Origin of the sequence: Nocardia sp. NPDC051030, from assembly GCF_040683015.1 — a bacterium.
In the GTDB taxonomy this organism is placed as follows: domain Bacteria; phylum Actinomycetota; class Actinomycetes; order Mycobacteriales; family Mycobacteriaceae; genus Nocardia.
In genome coordinates this window covers 274,520-287,317 of record NZ_JBFBCD010000007.1, presented here as the reverse complement: position 1 = coordinate 287,317, position 12,798 = coordinate 274,520, and the positions used below count along the sequence as shown (strand labels likewise).

Genomic DNA, 12,798 nt, shown 5'->3' with positions numbered 1-12,798 from the left:
CGCTCACAGATGACTTGAGTCTGCGAGCTACTGGCAGGTCTTGTTCTGTACCGAGTGCGGATCCCGAAGGTAGCGGACCACCTCGGCGTCGATGCAGGGATCCACGTCGCCGAAGACGAAGGTGTGGCCGTCGCCCTCGCGGATCAGCAGGGGGCTGCGCATGTAATCGGCCATACGCTGGGCGTTTACGAGAGGCGTGGTCGGGTCGTGGCTCTGGGCTACGAAGAGCAAAGGGGCCGCGCTGTCCGGGCGGGAGGGGACGGAAGGGTGCACCGCGCCGGGGAAGGGCCACAGGTCGCAGACGTCGAGGGGGAATTCGGTGGGGCGGGGCTCGTAGTTCTCGTAGGTCGAGGCGTTGTAGCGGGCTTGTGCATCGCGTTGCCGGGCGGCGCGATCGGTGGTCGGGTCGGCGGTGTCCGTGCAGGTGATGGCGGTGATGGCATTGGGGTCGCTGGGCTGGGCGGAGCTGTCGCGACCCGCCCGGTGACGCGGGGCTGGAGTGCCCGATTCTTCTGTGACACTGCCGGTTTCGGCGAGTTCGTGAATCGCGGTGCCGTCGCCGTGCCGGACTCCTTGCAGAGCGTTCAGGTAGGGCACCCAGCTCGACTTCCACAGCAGGCCCTTGGTGGTCGCGGTGAGGATTTCCCCGCCCGTGACCGGGTTGGTGGCCCCCGCGGGCACGGGGTGTGCGTCGGCGTCGCGCAGTAGCTGCTGGAATGACGTCGTCGCCGTGGCGGGGTCATTGCCGAGCGGGCATTCGGTGTGCTCGGTGGCGCGGTATTCGCCTGTGCAGTAGGCGATTACGCGGTCGAACGTGCTCTGGTAGCCGCGCTTCTGGCCGATCAGCATGTCATTCTGCGATTCCGCGATATTCACCACGCCGTCGAGCACCGCAGCGCGGTAGCCGTCCGGGTAGCGCACGGCGTACATGCCCGCGATCTGCGTGCCGTACGAGGCGGCGAGCAGGTTGATCCGCTGTTCGCCCAGGACGGCCCGGATGAGGTCGACGTCGTCCGTGGCTTCGTTGGAACCGATGTGGCGCAGCACATCCACGCCGGTGCCCGCTACGCAGGCTGCGACCGTAGCGCGGTTCGCCTGTTCGGCGCTATCGGTGTCGGTGCCGGTCTCGGCATTCTCGCCTTGTGAGGTGCATTTGATGGTGGGCGTCGACTTGCCGACGCCGCGCGGGTCGTAGGAGACGATGTCGAAATCGGTGCGGACGGCTTCCGGGAACGACATTTCGATCATCTCGAGGCCCGGATCGCCGGGCCCGCCGCTGATGGCCAGCAGCGATCCCGTCTTCTGACCGGTCGCTGGCCGCCGCGCCACCGCCAGTTGCACCGTCGGGGTGTCGCCGAGTCCCTTGCCGCGCGCGGCCGAATAGTCGAGCGGGGCCACGATCTGCCCGCACTGCTGATCGGCCGGGATCTCGCCGGTGAACCATCCGGCCGTATCGCCCTGACCGCAGGGCCCCCAATGGACCGTTTGGGCGTCGAACGCCTGGAGGTCCTTGTCCTGGGACCCCGAGTCCTTCGAACATCCGGTGACGCAGAGGGCGGCGGTCAGGACCGGCACCGCGACTGCGGCGACGGTCCTGACGGCATCAATGAAGGTCCTCGGCATGACAGCTCCTCGAATTCGTGATTCGACGACGGTAGGCCAACCTTTATGAACGTCCTATGAGCAAACCAGATGGCGGTTGATCAGTAGGTTTCGAGGTGGATGGCGTTCGAGGCGTGTGCCAGCGGCTTGATGATCGGACGCAGGGCCAGACCCTTCCAGGGCATCCGGCGCAGCATCCGCAACATGGTGGTCTGCATGCGGATCGCACGCTTGCCGCCGGCCACCATCTGGGTGGCATTGCTCCAACCCAGGGTCAGATTCAGGTCGATGTACTCCCGCATCTTCTCCTGATACGCGGCGAACGCGACACGATGATCACCGGCCGCCGCCTTCAACTCGCCCGCCAGCACATACGCGCCGACCAGGGCCATGCTGGTGCCCTGCCCCGACAGCGGCGACGGGCAGTACGCGGCATCGCCGACCAGCGCCACCCGGCCCTCCGACCACCGATCCAAGTGAATCTGACTGACCGTGTCGAAATAGAAGTCCGGAGATTCCGGTATGGCCCGCAGGAGATTCGCCGTCTCCCAGCCCCCATCGGCGAATGCCTCCGCGACCAGCCGCTGCTGCCCCGCCACATCCCGGCGATCCGGCAGCTGCCCTGGTTCGGCAAAGATGAACTGCGCCTTGGCCGCCGACCGATGCGTGCTGTACATCTGCACGATCCGTCCCGGCGTCGGATGCACCAGCTCCCAATGATCGAGATCAAGAAAGTTCGGCACGGAGATCACGCAAGCCGCCATCCCCGTATGCCGGGCAAACTGCTCCTCCGAGCCAAAAATATTGTGCCGCACCGTCGAATGCATCCCATCCGCACCGATCACGAGATCGAACACCCGCGGCGGCGAATTCCGAAACCCGACCTCGACACCCTCGGCTAGCTGCCGCAGCCCGGTGATCGAATCCCCGAAGATGTACTCCACCCCACTCTTACTGGCATCGAACAGAATTCGAGCCAAATCACCGCGCAAAACCTCGTCATCTCCCGGCGACCGCAACCCGATCAGATCCGGCCCGAGCGTGGCCAACGCCTTCCCCGACTCATCAACCCAAGCCCCGCCCCGCATATCGGTCGAAGCCCGCTCGATCTCCGCTGACAACCCCATCCGCGCAATGACATCCATGGCAACGCCCCGAATATCGACCTTGTACCCGCCCTCCCGCAATGTCGAAGCCTGTTCGACAACGGTCACGCTGAACCCATACCGATGCAGCCAGTAAGCGAGCGCGGGCCCCGCGACGCTGGCGCCAGAGATAAGAACCGTCTTATTGGTGAACTGCTGTGTGCTGGTCATGAAAAGAGCATCGGCTGGACCCCTCACCACACCCTCACCATCGGCTCACCACCCCAACCATGCCAGTGATAACCCCGGCTCAGACGTCATTTCGGCATCGTCGACAGCCGCTCGAACCGCTCCCGCCCCCGCGAAATGAGGTCGCATCTGCGTTCTATCGGTTCACCCGACCCACGCGAGCGATAGCACCTCTGCCGGGGGCATCTCGGTGCCGAGGCGGTAGGCGTTCTCGAATCGCTTGTCGCCCAGTACTGCCCGCGCCGCGGCGGTCACCGTTGCGATATCGGTGTCACCCTCCAGCGCCAGACCGCGCATACCGGTCGCTGCTCCCAGCAGCGTTGCCGCCCGCTCGGCATTGCGGTCTGCCGATTGGTCGGCACGGGTGTCCATGGCGTGGTCGGCGGTTGTGGCGAAGGCCGTTGGTATGGATGCGCCCGCGAGTCCCACGGCTGCACCGGCCGCGATGTGCCGGAGGCGGTGGTCGAGCGCCAGTTGGAGAGCTGTGCGGTGATCGTAGAGGGCTTGTGCCACAGCGCCATCGCTGATGTTTATCCAGCCCAGGCCGATCAGGCTGCGAGCGCGGGCTTCGACCGCGCCGACCGACTCGTCGGGGGGGAGTGCTAGTGCGGCCATGTAGTGGCCGCGAGCCTCGTCGCGATCGGTGGTGCGCGCTATATCACCGAGACCGCGTAAGGCGTTGGCCCGCAGATCCATTACGCCGATGGACCGGGCCAGGTCGGCGGCGCGCTCGTAGTCGGCGCGAGCGGCATCGAGGTCACACTCGGACAGGCCGCCTCGCGCGAGGATGTCGCCGTGACGGTTGAGCAGGTCAGCGCTATCGGCCACCGCACCCAGCTCGTCATTGAGAGTGAGTGCCTCCTCGATAAGCGCCAGTGATGTCTGCCGATCGCCGCGCCAGTCCGCGATGGCAGCCAGCTTGTCCAGCGTGGAGGCGATCGCCCAGCGGTCTCCAGTAACACGGAAATCCTCTAGGGCCGTGCGCAATTCGGGCTCAGCATCGATCGGATTCCCGGACATGAGCATGCGCAGACCTTCACCCAGCCGCGTGAAGGCCTGCGACCAGGCGTCGGGCCCGAACAGTCGGCGCTGCTGTTCAGCACTGGAGGTGAGCAGCCCACCGGCAACAGCGAGCAGGAAAACCAGATACGGCCGCCGCAATGGAGTCTCCAGCCGCCCGACCGCCGCCGTGGCCCGTTCCACCTCAGCACCGGAGAGCGCTCCACCGCGTGCGCCCACCGCAACACACAAGGCATACGCTTCCACCGCCTCGGCATCGTTCAGCCGCGTCACCGGGCTCGAATCAGGCTGGGGCAGTCCCGTATCCAGCTGGAGGGTGGGACCCCGCTGAGGCGGTTGCCTCGAGTCCGACGGGGGCATTGGACCCGGGTTCGGGCGAGGCTGTAGGTCTGAATCCAGGTGGGGGAGTAGGTCTCGGGCGAGTTGGGGGGCGTCGCCGGGGCGGCCGCTCAGCCACCAATACCAGGCTTGGGCGGCGATGAGGCGGAGGGCCAGGTGGGGGGCGGAGTGGACTGACCAGCGGAGGGCGGCTTGGAGGTTGTCGTGGTGGGTGCCGAGGCGGGTGAGGTGGGTCAGTTGGTGGTTGCCTCGGAGGAGGGGTTCGGAGTGTTCGGCGAGGGCGGTGAAGTATTCGGCGTGGGCGCGCAGGAGGGGGTCGGGTGCGCCGGATTCGGTGAGGCGGGTGTGGGCGAATTCTCGAATGGTCTCGAGCATGCGGTAGCGGTTGCCGGTGACCTGGAGTAGTGACTTTTCGGCCAGGCTGGGGAGTAGTTCGTCGGCGTCGTCCAGGGCGCAGACGTGTTGGACGTCTTCGGCGGTCGCACCGCCCGCGAAGACCGTGAAGCGTTGGGCCAGTAGCTGTTCCGCGGGGTCGAGTAGATCCCAGCTCCATGCCACGACGGCTTGCAGGGTTTGGTGGCGGGGTTCGGCGGTGCGGTCGCCACGGCCCAGGAGGCGGAAGCGGTCGCTGAGGCGGGCGTCGATCTCCTCGAGGTCGAGGGAGCGCAGGCGGGCGGCGGCCAATTCGATGGCGAGAGGGAGTCCGTCCAGCCGGGCGCAGATTCGTCGCACCGTGCCGATGGTGCCCGCGTCGACGGTGAATCCGGGCCGCGCCGCGGTGGCCCGGTCGGCGAACAGGTGGACCGCGGGGCTGCGTAGTTGTTCGGTGAGCGCCGCATCGGTGTCGGCAACCGGCAATTGCCCGACTTGCAGGACGGTCTCGCCGGTAATGCTCAAAGCCTCTCGGCTGGTGGCCAATACGCGCAGTCCGGGGCAGCCGAGCAGGAGCCGATGGGTCAGCCGGGCGGCGTCCAGGATCACCTGTTCGCAATTGTCGAGGATGAGGAGCAGCGGCCGGTCGGCGAGCGCGGCGAGCACTCGAGTCTCAGCGTCGCGCGGCCCAGAAGTGGAGTGCGCCAGAGTGTCTCGGCTGCCGAGTGCGTCCGCGATCGCCTCGGCGATATCCGCGCCGTCGGCCAGCGGAGCCAGCGCGACGAAACACACCTCACCACGGAACTGCGTGCCCGCCTCGAGCGCCAACCGCGTCTTGCCGGTTCCGCCCGGACCGGTCAGTGTCACCAATCGGGTCTGCGCGAGCAAGGGCACCAGCTGGGCGATTTCGGCATCACGGCCGACGAAACTCGTGAATTGTGCTGGCAGCCTGCGTGTCTGAGCGGCCCCGGAACTCGGGGCATCCGCGCGCAGGATGGTCATATGCGCTTCGGCCAACTCCGCCCCGGGGTCAGCGCCGAGCTCCTCCGCGAACAGCCGCCGCCCCTGCTCGAACAGCTCCAGCGCCTCGGCTTGCCGCCCCGCCGCGTACAGCCCCCGCATAAGCAGCGCCCGAGTCCGCTCCCGCAACGGATGCGCGGCAACCAGATCGGGAAGTTCGGCAACCACCCCCTGATGCTCACCCAGCGCCAGCCCCACCTCCGCCCGATCCTCCGCTGCCGCCAGCCGAGCCTCGGTCAGCCGGGCAACCTGAACATCGGCGAACGGCGCATCCCGCACATCCGCCAACGCCGCCCCCCGCCACAACGCCATAGCCTCATCCAACAGTGCCGCAGCGGCCGCAAAATCCTTCTCCCGCAAAGCCTTTCGCCCGCCCTCGGCCAGCCGCGCAAACCGATGCGCGTCCACCGCCTCCGGTTCGACCGCCAACCGATACCCCGCCGCCGACGACTCGACAAGCTCGCCCCCCTCCACCCCATTCCGCAACGCCCGCCGCAATCGCGACACCTGCGATTGCAGCGCATGCCCCGCATCCCCCGGCGGCTCCTCCCCATACAGCCCGTCGATCAATCGCTCCCGCGACACCACCCGCCCGGCATCGACCGCCAGCAAAGCCAGCAATGACCGCACCTGCGGCCCACCGACCGCAAGCGGACTCCCATCCCCCCGCCGCACCTCAACCGGACCCAAAATCCCGAACCGCACGCCGCCAGTATGCCCGGGTAACCCCCACCGAACTGATCACCATGCAGCGGTGCAGGCAAAACGCGAGTATGGCCCACCACCACTGCATGGTGGTTGCTATCAGCCGGGCCCACGCCGAGGCGCGGGCGGCCCGCAATGGCCTGGCTTGCATGGCAACTGACGATGGGGAACCGCAGGGGGACGGAGACCATGGTGATCGGCCTGATCGCTCTGGTCGAGAGGCGCCCGGCAGCCGCGGGCGGGCCGCAATGGCCTGGCTTGCACGGCAACCGATCCTCAGCCGCCGAGAGCCGGGCTGATGGCGGTGCCGCCGCTGACGTCGATCACATTGGCGGTGATCCAGCGGGCGTCCTCGGAGGCCAGGAAGCCGACCACGTCGGCGATATCGGCGGGCTGGCCGACTCGGCCCAGTGCGGTCATGGCGCTCATGGACGCCCGCATCTGCGGGTTGGCGTTCAGGAACATGGCCATGCCCTCGGTCTCCGTCGCACCCGGTGCGACCGCGTTCACTGTGATGCCGCGCGGACCGAGTTGCACCGCAAGGGTTTTGGTGAGCACGTCGATCGCGCCCTTGCTCATCGCATACGCCACCTGCGACGGAGCCGCTACCCGCGGGGCGCACGAGGAGATGTTCACGATGCGGCCACCATCACGCAGCACCGGCAGCGCGCGCTGGGTAATGAACAGCGGCGCAGACACATTCACCGCGAACAGCGCGTCGACCTGCTCCGGGGTCAGCTCCTCGAGGGAACCGGCACCGCCGCCGCCACCCGCATTGTTGACCAGAATGTCCAGCCCGCCGGGCAATTCGGCGCTCAATCCCTCGAACAGTGCGTCGATCCCGGCCGGATCGCCGAGCTGGGCTTGAATCGCGAACGCCTGCCCGCCCGCCGCCTTGATCTCGGCCACGGTCTGCTCGGCCGCTTCCGCATTGCTGCCGTAGTGCACCGCGACCACGGCCCCATCCTTCGCCAGTCGCAAGGCGATGGCGCGGCCGATGCCCCGCGAAGCGCCGGTGACGACGGCGGTCTTATTGGTGAGAGACATGGTGAACTCCTGTGCTGAGCAGTGGTTTCCGGTACGTCACCTACCGTGGCCGGAACTGCTCACCGATCGCTCACCATGCCCTCACCGGCACGGGCTCAGCTGGTTGTGTAGAACGTGCGAGCAACCCGGAACGAATGTCCGGGCCCGGCGCATTCGACATAATCCACGGTGCTCAGGCAGCTGAATTGGCCGATCGAGGCACGGCTCCCATAGTCGAGCACCGGCGCGGTCGCCTCGACCATGCGATCACCGTGGCAGTGGAACTGCGTCCCGCCCGATTCCACGGTGATCCGATCGCCCCACGCCCCATAACAGTCGGCGGGCTTGACCGGTGCCGAATAGGAGTAGTTGTAGATCTCGCACGCCGCCATCCCGTCGGACACAAGGCACCCGATATTTCCGGTAGGCGTCCGGAACGAAGTACTCGGACCCTGTGCCTGCCCCACCGCCTGCGTGAAAACCGACGCCCCGACAAGCGCCGCGATCGAAACCGCCGCCCCCAGTGCCACAGTGCTTCTCATAGCTTCCCCTTGCGCAGACCAACGTGCGATGTACTGCCACGTATTCGCGCACACGGGTGTTCTTGTTAATGCCTCAGGAATTGATCCCGGTAGCGAGCTTCACCACGACCTTGTCCCCGGTGATCTCCTGCACCGACACCTTCAGCCCGTCCGCAGGCCGCGTATCCCCCACCGGCACACTGACCTCCCGCCCCGCCACCTTCAACGTCACGGTGTCCCCATTAACCGCCATCAACTCGGCATCGACCCCCAACACACTGGCCTTGGCATTCACCCCGCGATCAAAGGTGACGGTGCACCCACTCACAGTGCAATCAGACTTCGTCCCCGCCCCCTCACTAGAACACGCGACCACCCCGAGCGGGACGATCGCGGCGAACACGGACACAGTCAACACTCTTCGGATTCGCACGGCCGCCAGTCTAGAGAAGCTCCGCCATCTCCCGCGGAAATCGCGACCCGGGACCTAGGGACACGGCAGGAACGGGAAACACGCGGGAGCTACCGTGGTGTACGGGATGGTCGGATCGGTCGTGGTGGTCACCAGGACCGTGCTGCTGGAGTTCGGGGACAGAGGCTGAGCAGCGCGTTGGGTCGGCATTGAGCAAACGTTGAGCGTGTTCGCCCAGGCTCTGGATCTGTGCGAGCGAGGCATGTCTCGCACCGGATTCGAGGCGAGGGAACGATGAGCAACAAGGGTAGTAAGCGATCGATGCGTGCGGTCGCCACTGTGGCTACGACGGTGGCGACACTGGTACTCGGAATGACCGCCGCGGCGTGCACGGTCAAGGCCGACAATGGCTCGCACGGCGAACAGCCGGTGGGGGAGAAGCCGGGAGTGCTGTTGGTACATGGCGCATTTGCGGACGGCTCTAGTTGGAGCAAGGTGGTGGATCGTCTGCAGCGCGACGGCTATCGAGTCACCACAGCGGCGGTGCCCTTGCGCGGGCTGGTCTACGACGCGGCATACATTCGCGGTGTGCTGGATGGGATGCCGGGCAAGGCCATCGTGGTCGGCCATTCCTACGGCGGTGCCGTCATCACCAATGCCGCGACGGGGTCGGACAAGGCGGCCGGGCTGGTCTATATCGCCGCATTCGCTCCCGATGAGGGCGAGAGCCTCGGTGCGCTCGATGGCCGCTTCGGCGGTCCGGCCACCAAGATCGGCGTACCGCGCGAATACCCGCAGGCGGACGGCAAGGGCCCTTCGGTCGAATTGACCGTGGCGGCCGACAAATTCCCCGAATTCTTCGCGCAGGACCTGCCGCAGGCCGAGGCCGCCGTCCTGGCCGCCTCGCAGCGTCCGATCGCGGCGGCCGCATTCGCCGAGCCGTCGGCCGTACCGGCGTGGAAGACGCTGCCGAGCTGGACGCTGATCAGCCGCGACGACCGGATGATCCCCGCGGCCGGGCAGCGGGAGATGGCAACTCGGGCGCACGCCACCATCGTGGAGGAATCCGCCAGCCACGCGGTCACGCTGTCGCAGCCGCAGGCCGTCACCGATCTGATCGAAACCGCTGCGCGGTCGGCCAAGTAATTCCGTTCCCCGCCAATAAGATCCGGCTCTGCCGGGCAGCCTGTCGGGTGCCCGGCGTCTCGGATCAGAAAGGCCTGGTGGGCAAGTACTTTCCATCGAGCGTGATGACGGCGCGCTCGCCGCCTTCAGGGTCGGCGACCTTCTTGATGTCGAGTGTGAAGTTGATCGCGCTGATGACGCCATCGCCGAACTGCTCGTGGACCAGGGCCTTGAGGGTGGTGCCGTAGACCTGGAGCATTTCGTAGAAGCGGTAGATGGTCGGGTCGGTGGGGACGCCGCCGGGGATGCTGCCGCGCACCGGGACGCTTTGGAGAAGCAGCGAGGTATCGCCGGGCAGGCCGAGCTTATCGACGACGGCTCCGGCGGCCTCGGCGGGCAGCGGGTGCTGGCCGAGCAGGGCCGCGGTGACGAAGGCGACCGAAAGCCCTGCGGTGTCGGCCAATTCCTGCCAGCTGAGGTTCTTGCGGGCCTTGGCGTCGAGGATTCGGGTGGTGAGTTCCACGCGGGCATTCTGGTCGGCCTGGGTGTGCAGCATTGTTTGATGTCCTTTCAGGAGTGGATATTTCGGAGAGGTATTCAGGCGGCGATGCCGACGAATTGACCCGTGGCGGAGTCGAATTCCTCGGCGGTACCGGAGGCGATGTCGTAGCACCAGCCGTGCAGGCGCACCGAACGCTGCGCCATGGCCCGCACCACCGACGGGTGCGTGGTCAGATTGATCAACTGGCTGCGCACGTTGTCGCGAACCAGCGCAGCGACTTTCAGCGGTCCGGAAGCGTGATTTCCCGCCTCGGTGCGGGCCTTGGACGCCTCCGCGTGACGCAGCCAGCCGGCGACGGCGGGCAGCTGATCGAGCGGCCGATCGGATGCCATCGCCGTCATCGCGCCGCAATCGGAATGGCCGCACACGATCACGTCGGAGACTTCCAGCACGCTCAGCGCGTATTCGATGCTCGCCGCGATGCCGTCCGCGCCGGGCGCATAGGGCGGCACCAGATTTCCGGCCGTGCGAATGACGAACAGTTCGCCGGGCTTGCGCTGCGTGATCAGCTCGGGCACCACCCGGCTGTCGGAGCAGCCGATGAACAGCGCGGTCGGCTGATGCGTGGTCGCGAGGTGCTGAAACAGCTCGGCCTGGGCCGGGAACACCTCCTGCCGGAAGCGCCGGAACCCGTCCGCGATGTCATTCATGGGGACCTCCTTCTGCCGTGATCGGTTTCGGTTTCCCGATGAGATCCACCCTGCCCGACCTGCATGCATAGTGTCCAAGACGCAGTTTCCATCGCTTCTATTGGTTTCATCTATGGTTGTGGGTATGGGCGTAGAACTCCGGCATGTCCGCTATCTCCTCGCGGTCGCCGAGCACGGCAACTTCACCCGGGCCGCCGAAGACCTGCACATCTCCCAGCCCACCCTGTCGCAGCAGATCAAACAGCTCGAGCGAGCGGTCGGCGCGCAACTGCTGGACCGCACCGGCCGCACCGTGCGACTCACCGATGCGGGCGAGGCCTACACCCGCTTCGCCCGCCGCGCCCTGCGCGACCTGGCCGCCGCCGACCGCGCCGTCCACGACGTAGCCGACCTCACCCGCGGCCACCTCCGTCTCGGTGTGACGCCCACTTTCACGGCCTATCTCATCGGCCCGCTGTTCGCCGAGATGCATGACAGGCACCCCGGAATCACCCTGCAATTACAGGAGATGTCGCAAGACAACCTCGAATCCGCCTTGCTGGCAGACGAACTCGACCTGGGCATCGCCTTCGACAGACCGCACCCGCCGGGCATTACCGCCGCCACCCTCTTCACCGAAGCGCTGGCCCTGGTCGCCGCCTCTGGTCCCGACATCGATCCCGCCCGCCCGCTTCCCGTCCGCAATCTCCCGGGCCTCGCATTGCTCACCGGCGATTTCGCCACGCGCGCGCACATCGACGCATACCTCTCCGACAACCGGGCTCGGCCTCGAATCATGATGGAAGCCAACTCGATTCAGGCCCTCACCGAAATCATCGAGCGCACGCCCCTCGCCACCATCCTCCCCGAGGCGGTCGCCACCGATCACCCCACGCTGACCACCCTCGCGCTCGACCCACCCCTGCCCACCCGCACGGTCGTCCTGCTCGCTCGCGAGAACACCTACCGAAGCGCCGCCGCCCGAGCCTTCACCGAGTTGATCGAGAAATACGAGCTCCCGGCGTAGTCGAAACGATCGACATTCGTAACCGTAACCAACATATAGCTCATAGCTATTCATGCAGGTAGAGGAGTAGCCTGGGCACTGCCGAGATCACGGCGTCAGGTCTTTACTGGAGATGAGTCCCATGTCTCCGACATCCGGAAAATGGTGGCGCAATGCCGCCATAACCCAACTCTCCCGCTCGGGAGCCGGTGCGGCGGTGCTGTTCCTGGTTCTCGACGACGGCGACGAAGTCATCACCTTCCCCCGCCTCAACTGGGCCATTTTCCTCATAATTTTCACCGCGATCCTCACCGCCGCAACGGCAGTCATGATCCTGGTCAGCACCGCCCACTTCGACGATTCGCCGACCCCGACCACGATCCCACCCGCAACCTGCGACCTCTTCTGCCCGCAACCCACCTGAATCCTCCGCGCCCTAGGATCGAAACGTGGTGAGGCGCAAGGTGGGGGATAAGTCGGTCCCGCAGTGACAGGGCAGCGACGAGGAACGGGCCATGCTCGAGCAGCAGAGGGTGCGGGCGGAAGAAGAAGCGCGGCTTCGGGAAATCCGGCTCGCGGTCGCGGACTTCTCGGCCCCCGGAGCGGAGGCTCCTGGTGTGCGGCGGCTGGCCGAACTCAATGCCGAATTCCCGGGCGGCGATCCGGCCTGGCTCGCCAAGCAACTGAACGAGGACGGCAATCGCGGCGAACCCTGGACCCACGCCGACGTCACTCGCGTCATCGGATTGCTATGGCCCCCAGCAGGATACAAATCTTGGGATCGTGATGCCCACGGCCCCTATCCCGGCTATGTGGGCTCCCTGCGCGATACCCCGTTCTTCCTGAAGGTCGGCAGTAAGGACGATCGAATCGGCCGTCCCCCGGAACAGATTTCATGCCTGCGCTGTAGCGCCGAATGGCCCACCGGCTGGCCCGGCAGCGAAGCGGTCGTGAACGGCAAATCCCGCCCGGTCTGCCCCGACTGCGGCGGCCTCTCCATCCGCTGGACCGCCCCCACTCGCGCTCACAGCATCATCGATCTGCACCGACCTTCCACCCGGAGCCATCTACACCCCTCTCGACCGGCATCCTCTCGATGGCGACGGTGACCCTTGGATCTACAAG

12 protein-coding genes are annotated in these 12,798 nt (G+C 66.5%); 4 read left to right on the top strand and 8 right to left on the bottom strand.

The window, feature by feature from the left end:
• Window positions 1-27: 27 nt before the first annotated feature.
• From AB0N05_RS25005 to AB0N05_RS24980, 6 genes are all read right to left on the bottom strand, one after another.
• Window positions 28-1,623, bottom strand: a complete 1,596-nt coding sequence (locus tag AB0N05_RS25005; protein ID WP_364698257.1) for an alpha/beta hydrolase — start codon at window positions 1,621-1,623, stop codon at window positions 28-30.
• A gap of 80 nt (window positions 1,624-1,703) precedes the next feature.
• Window positions 1,704-2,918 (bottom strand): FAD-dependent monooxygenase, encoded by a 1,215-nt coding sequence (locus tag AB0N05_RS25000; RefSeq protein ID WP_364698256.1) that lies wholly within the window; start codon window positions 2,916-2,918, stop codon window positions 1,704-1,706.
• A 162-nt stretch (window positions 2,919-3,080) separates the two neighbouring features.
• Window positions 3,081-6,392: a BTAD domain-containing putative transcriptional regulator gene (locus tag AB0N05_RS24995; protein ID WP_364698255.1), complete on the bottom strand. Its 3,312-nt coding sequence runs from the start codon at window positions 6,390-6,392 to the stop codon at window positions 3,081-3,083.
• A 276-nt stretch (window positions 6,393-6,668) separates the two neighbouring features.
• Entirely contained in the window at window positions 6,669-7,439 is a 771-nt protein-coding gene (locus AB0N05_RS24990) for a glucose 1-dehydrogenase (protein WP_364698254.1), read from the bottom strand.
• 95 nt (window positions 7,440-7,534) lie between these two features.
• A complete protein-coding gene (locus AB0N05_RS24985) occupies window positions 7,535-7,960 on the bottom strand; it encodes a DUF6636 domain-containing protein (RefSeq protein ID WP_364698253.1) in 426 nt (141 codons plus the stop codon).
• A 73-nt stretch (window positions 7,961-8,033) separates the two neighbouring features.
• Window positions 8,034-8,267, bottom strand: a complete 234-nt coding sequence (locus tag AB0N05_RS24980) for a hypothetical protein (protein WP_364698252.1) — start codon at window positions 8,265-8,267, stop codon at window positions 8,034-8,036.
• Window positions 8,268-8,645: 378 nt separating this feature from the next.
• On the opposite strand from AB0N05_RS24980, the gene AB0N05_RS24975 reads away from it, so the two are divergent.
• Window positions 8,646-9,497 (top strand): alpha/beta hydrolase, encoded by an 852-nt coding sequence (locus AB0N05_RS24975; RefSeq protein WP_364698251.1) that lies wholly within the window; start codon window positions 8,646-8,648, stop codon window positions 9,495-9,497.
• A 64-nt stretch (window positions 9,498-9,561) separates the two neighbouring features.
• Here the strand turns inward: AB0N05_RS24975 and cynS are convergent, their stop codons facing one another.
• Window positions 9,562-10,032 (bottom strand): cyanase, encoded by a 471-nt coding sequence (gene cynS, locus AB0N05_RS24970; protein ID WP_364698250.1) that lies wholly within the window; start codon window positions 10,030-10,032, stop codon window positions 9,562-9,564.
• A gap of 41 nt (window positions 10,033-10,073) precedes the next feature.
• The gene (locus AB0N05_RS24965; protein ID WP_364698249.1) at window positions 10,074-10,688 is read right to left on the bottom strand and encodes a carbonic anhydrase; all 615 of its coding nucleotides are present in this window, start codon (window positions 10,686-10,688) and stop codon (window positions 10,074-10,076) included.
• 124 nt (window positions 10,689-10,812) lie between these two features.
• On the opposite strand from AB0N05_RS24965, the gene cynR reads away from it, so the two are divergent.
• The 3 genes from cynR (at window position 10,813) to AB0N05_RS24950 (ending at window position 12,782) form a co-directional block, all read left to right on the top strand.
• Window positions 10,813-11,694, top strand: coding sequence for a transcriptional regulator CynR (gene cynR / locus AB0N05_RS24960; RefSeq protein WP_364698248.1), 882 nt, complete (start codon window positions 10,813-10,815; stop codon window positions 11,692-11,694).
• A gap of 121 nt (window positions 11,695-11,815) precedes the next feature.
• A complete protein-coding gene (locus AB0N05_RS24955; RefSeq protein ID WP_364698247.1) occupies window positions 11,816-12,097 on the top strand; it encodes a hypothetical protein in 282 nt (93 codons plus the stop codon).
• A 91-nt stretch (window positions 12,098-12,188) separates the two neighbouring features.
• Window positions 12,189-12,782, top strand: a complete 594-nt coding sequence (locus AB0N05_RS24950) for a hypothetical protein (RefSeq protein ID WP_364698246.1) — start codon at window positions 12,189-12,191, stop codon at window positions 12,780-12,782.
• Window positions 12,783-12,798 lie beyond the last annotated feature (16 nt).

Bases quoted from the DNA above. Each gene is read 5' to 3' on its own strand.
- AB0N05_RS25005 (WP_364698257.1), bottom strand. From the start codon at position 1,623: ATGCCGAGGACCTTCATTGATGCCGTCAGGACCGTCGCCGCAGTCGCG.
- AB0N05_RS24975 (WP_364698251.1), top strand. From the start codon at position 8,646: ATGAGCAACAAGGGTAGTAAGCGATCGATGCGTGCGGTCGCCACTGTG.
- cynS (WP_364698250.1), bottom strand. From the start codon at position 10,032: ATGCTGCACACCCAGGCCGACCAGAATGCCCGCGTGGAACTCACCACC.
- AB0N05_RS25000 (WP_364698256.1), bottom strand. From the start codon at position 2,918: ATGACCAGCACACAGCAGTTCACCAATAAGACGGTTCTTATCTCTGGC.
- AB0N05_RS24965 (WP_364698249.1), bottom strand. From the start codon at position 10,688: ATGAATGACATCGCGGACGGGTTCCGGCGCTTCCGGCAGGAGGTGTTC.
- AB0N05_RS24955 (WP_364698247.1), top strand. From the start codon at position 11,816: ATGTCTCCGACATCCGGAAAATGGTGGCGCAATGCCGCCATAACCCAA.
- AB0N05_RS24985 (WP_364698253.1), bottom strand. From the start codon at position 7,960: ATGAGAAGCACTGTGGCACTGGGGGCGGCGGTTTCGATCGCGGCGCTT.
- AB0N05_RS24990 (WP_364698254.1), bottom strand. From the start codon at position 7,439: ATGTCTCTCACCAATAAGACCGCCGTCGTCACCGGCGCTTCGCGGGGC.
- AB0N05_RS24950 (WP_364698246.1), top strand. From the start codon at position 12,189: ATGCTCGAGCAGCAGAGGGTGCGGGCGGAAGAAGAAGCGCGGCTTCGG.
- cynR (WP_364698248.1), top strand. From the start codon at position 10,813: ATGGGCGTAGAACTCCGGCATGTCCGCTATCTCCTCGCGGTCGCCGAG.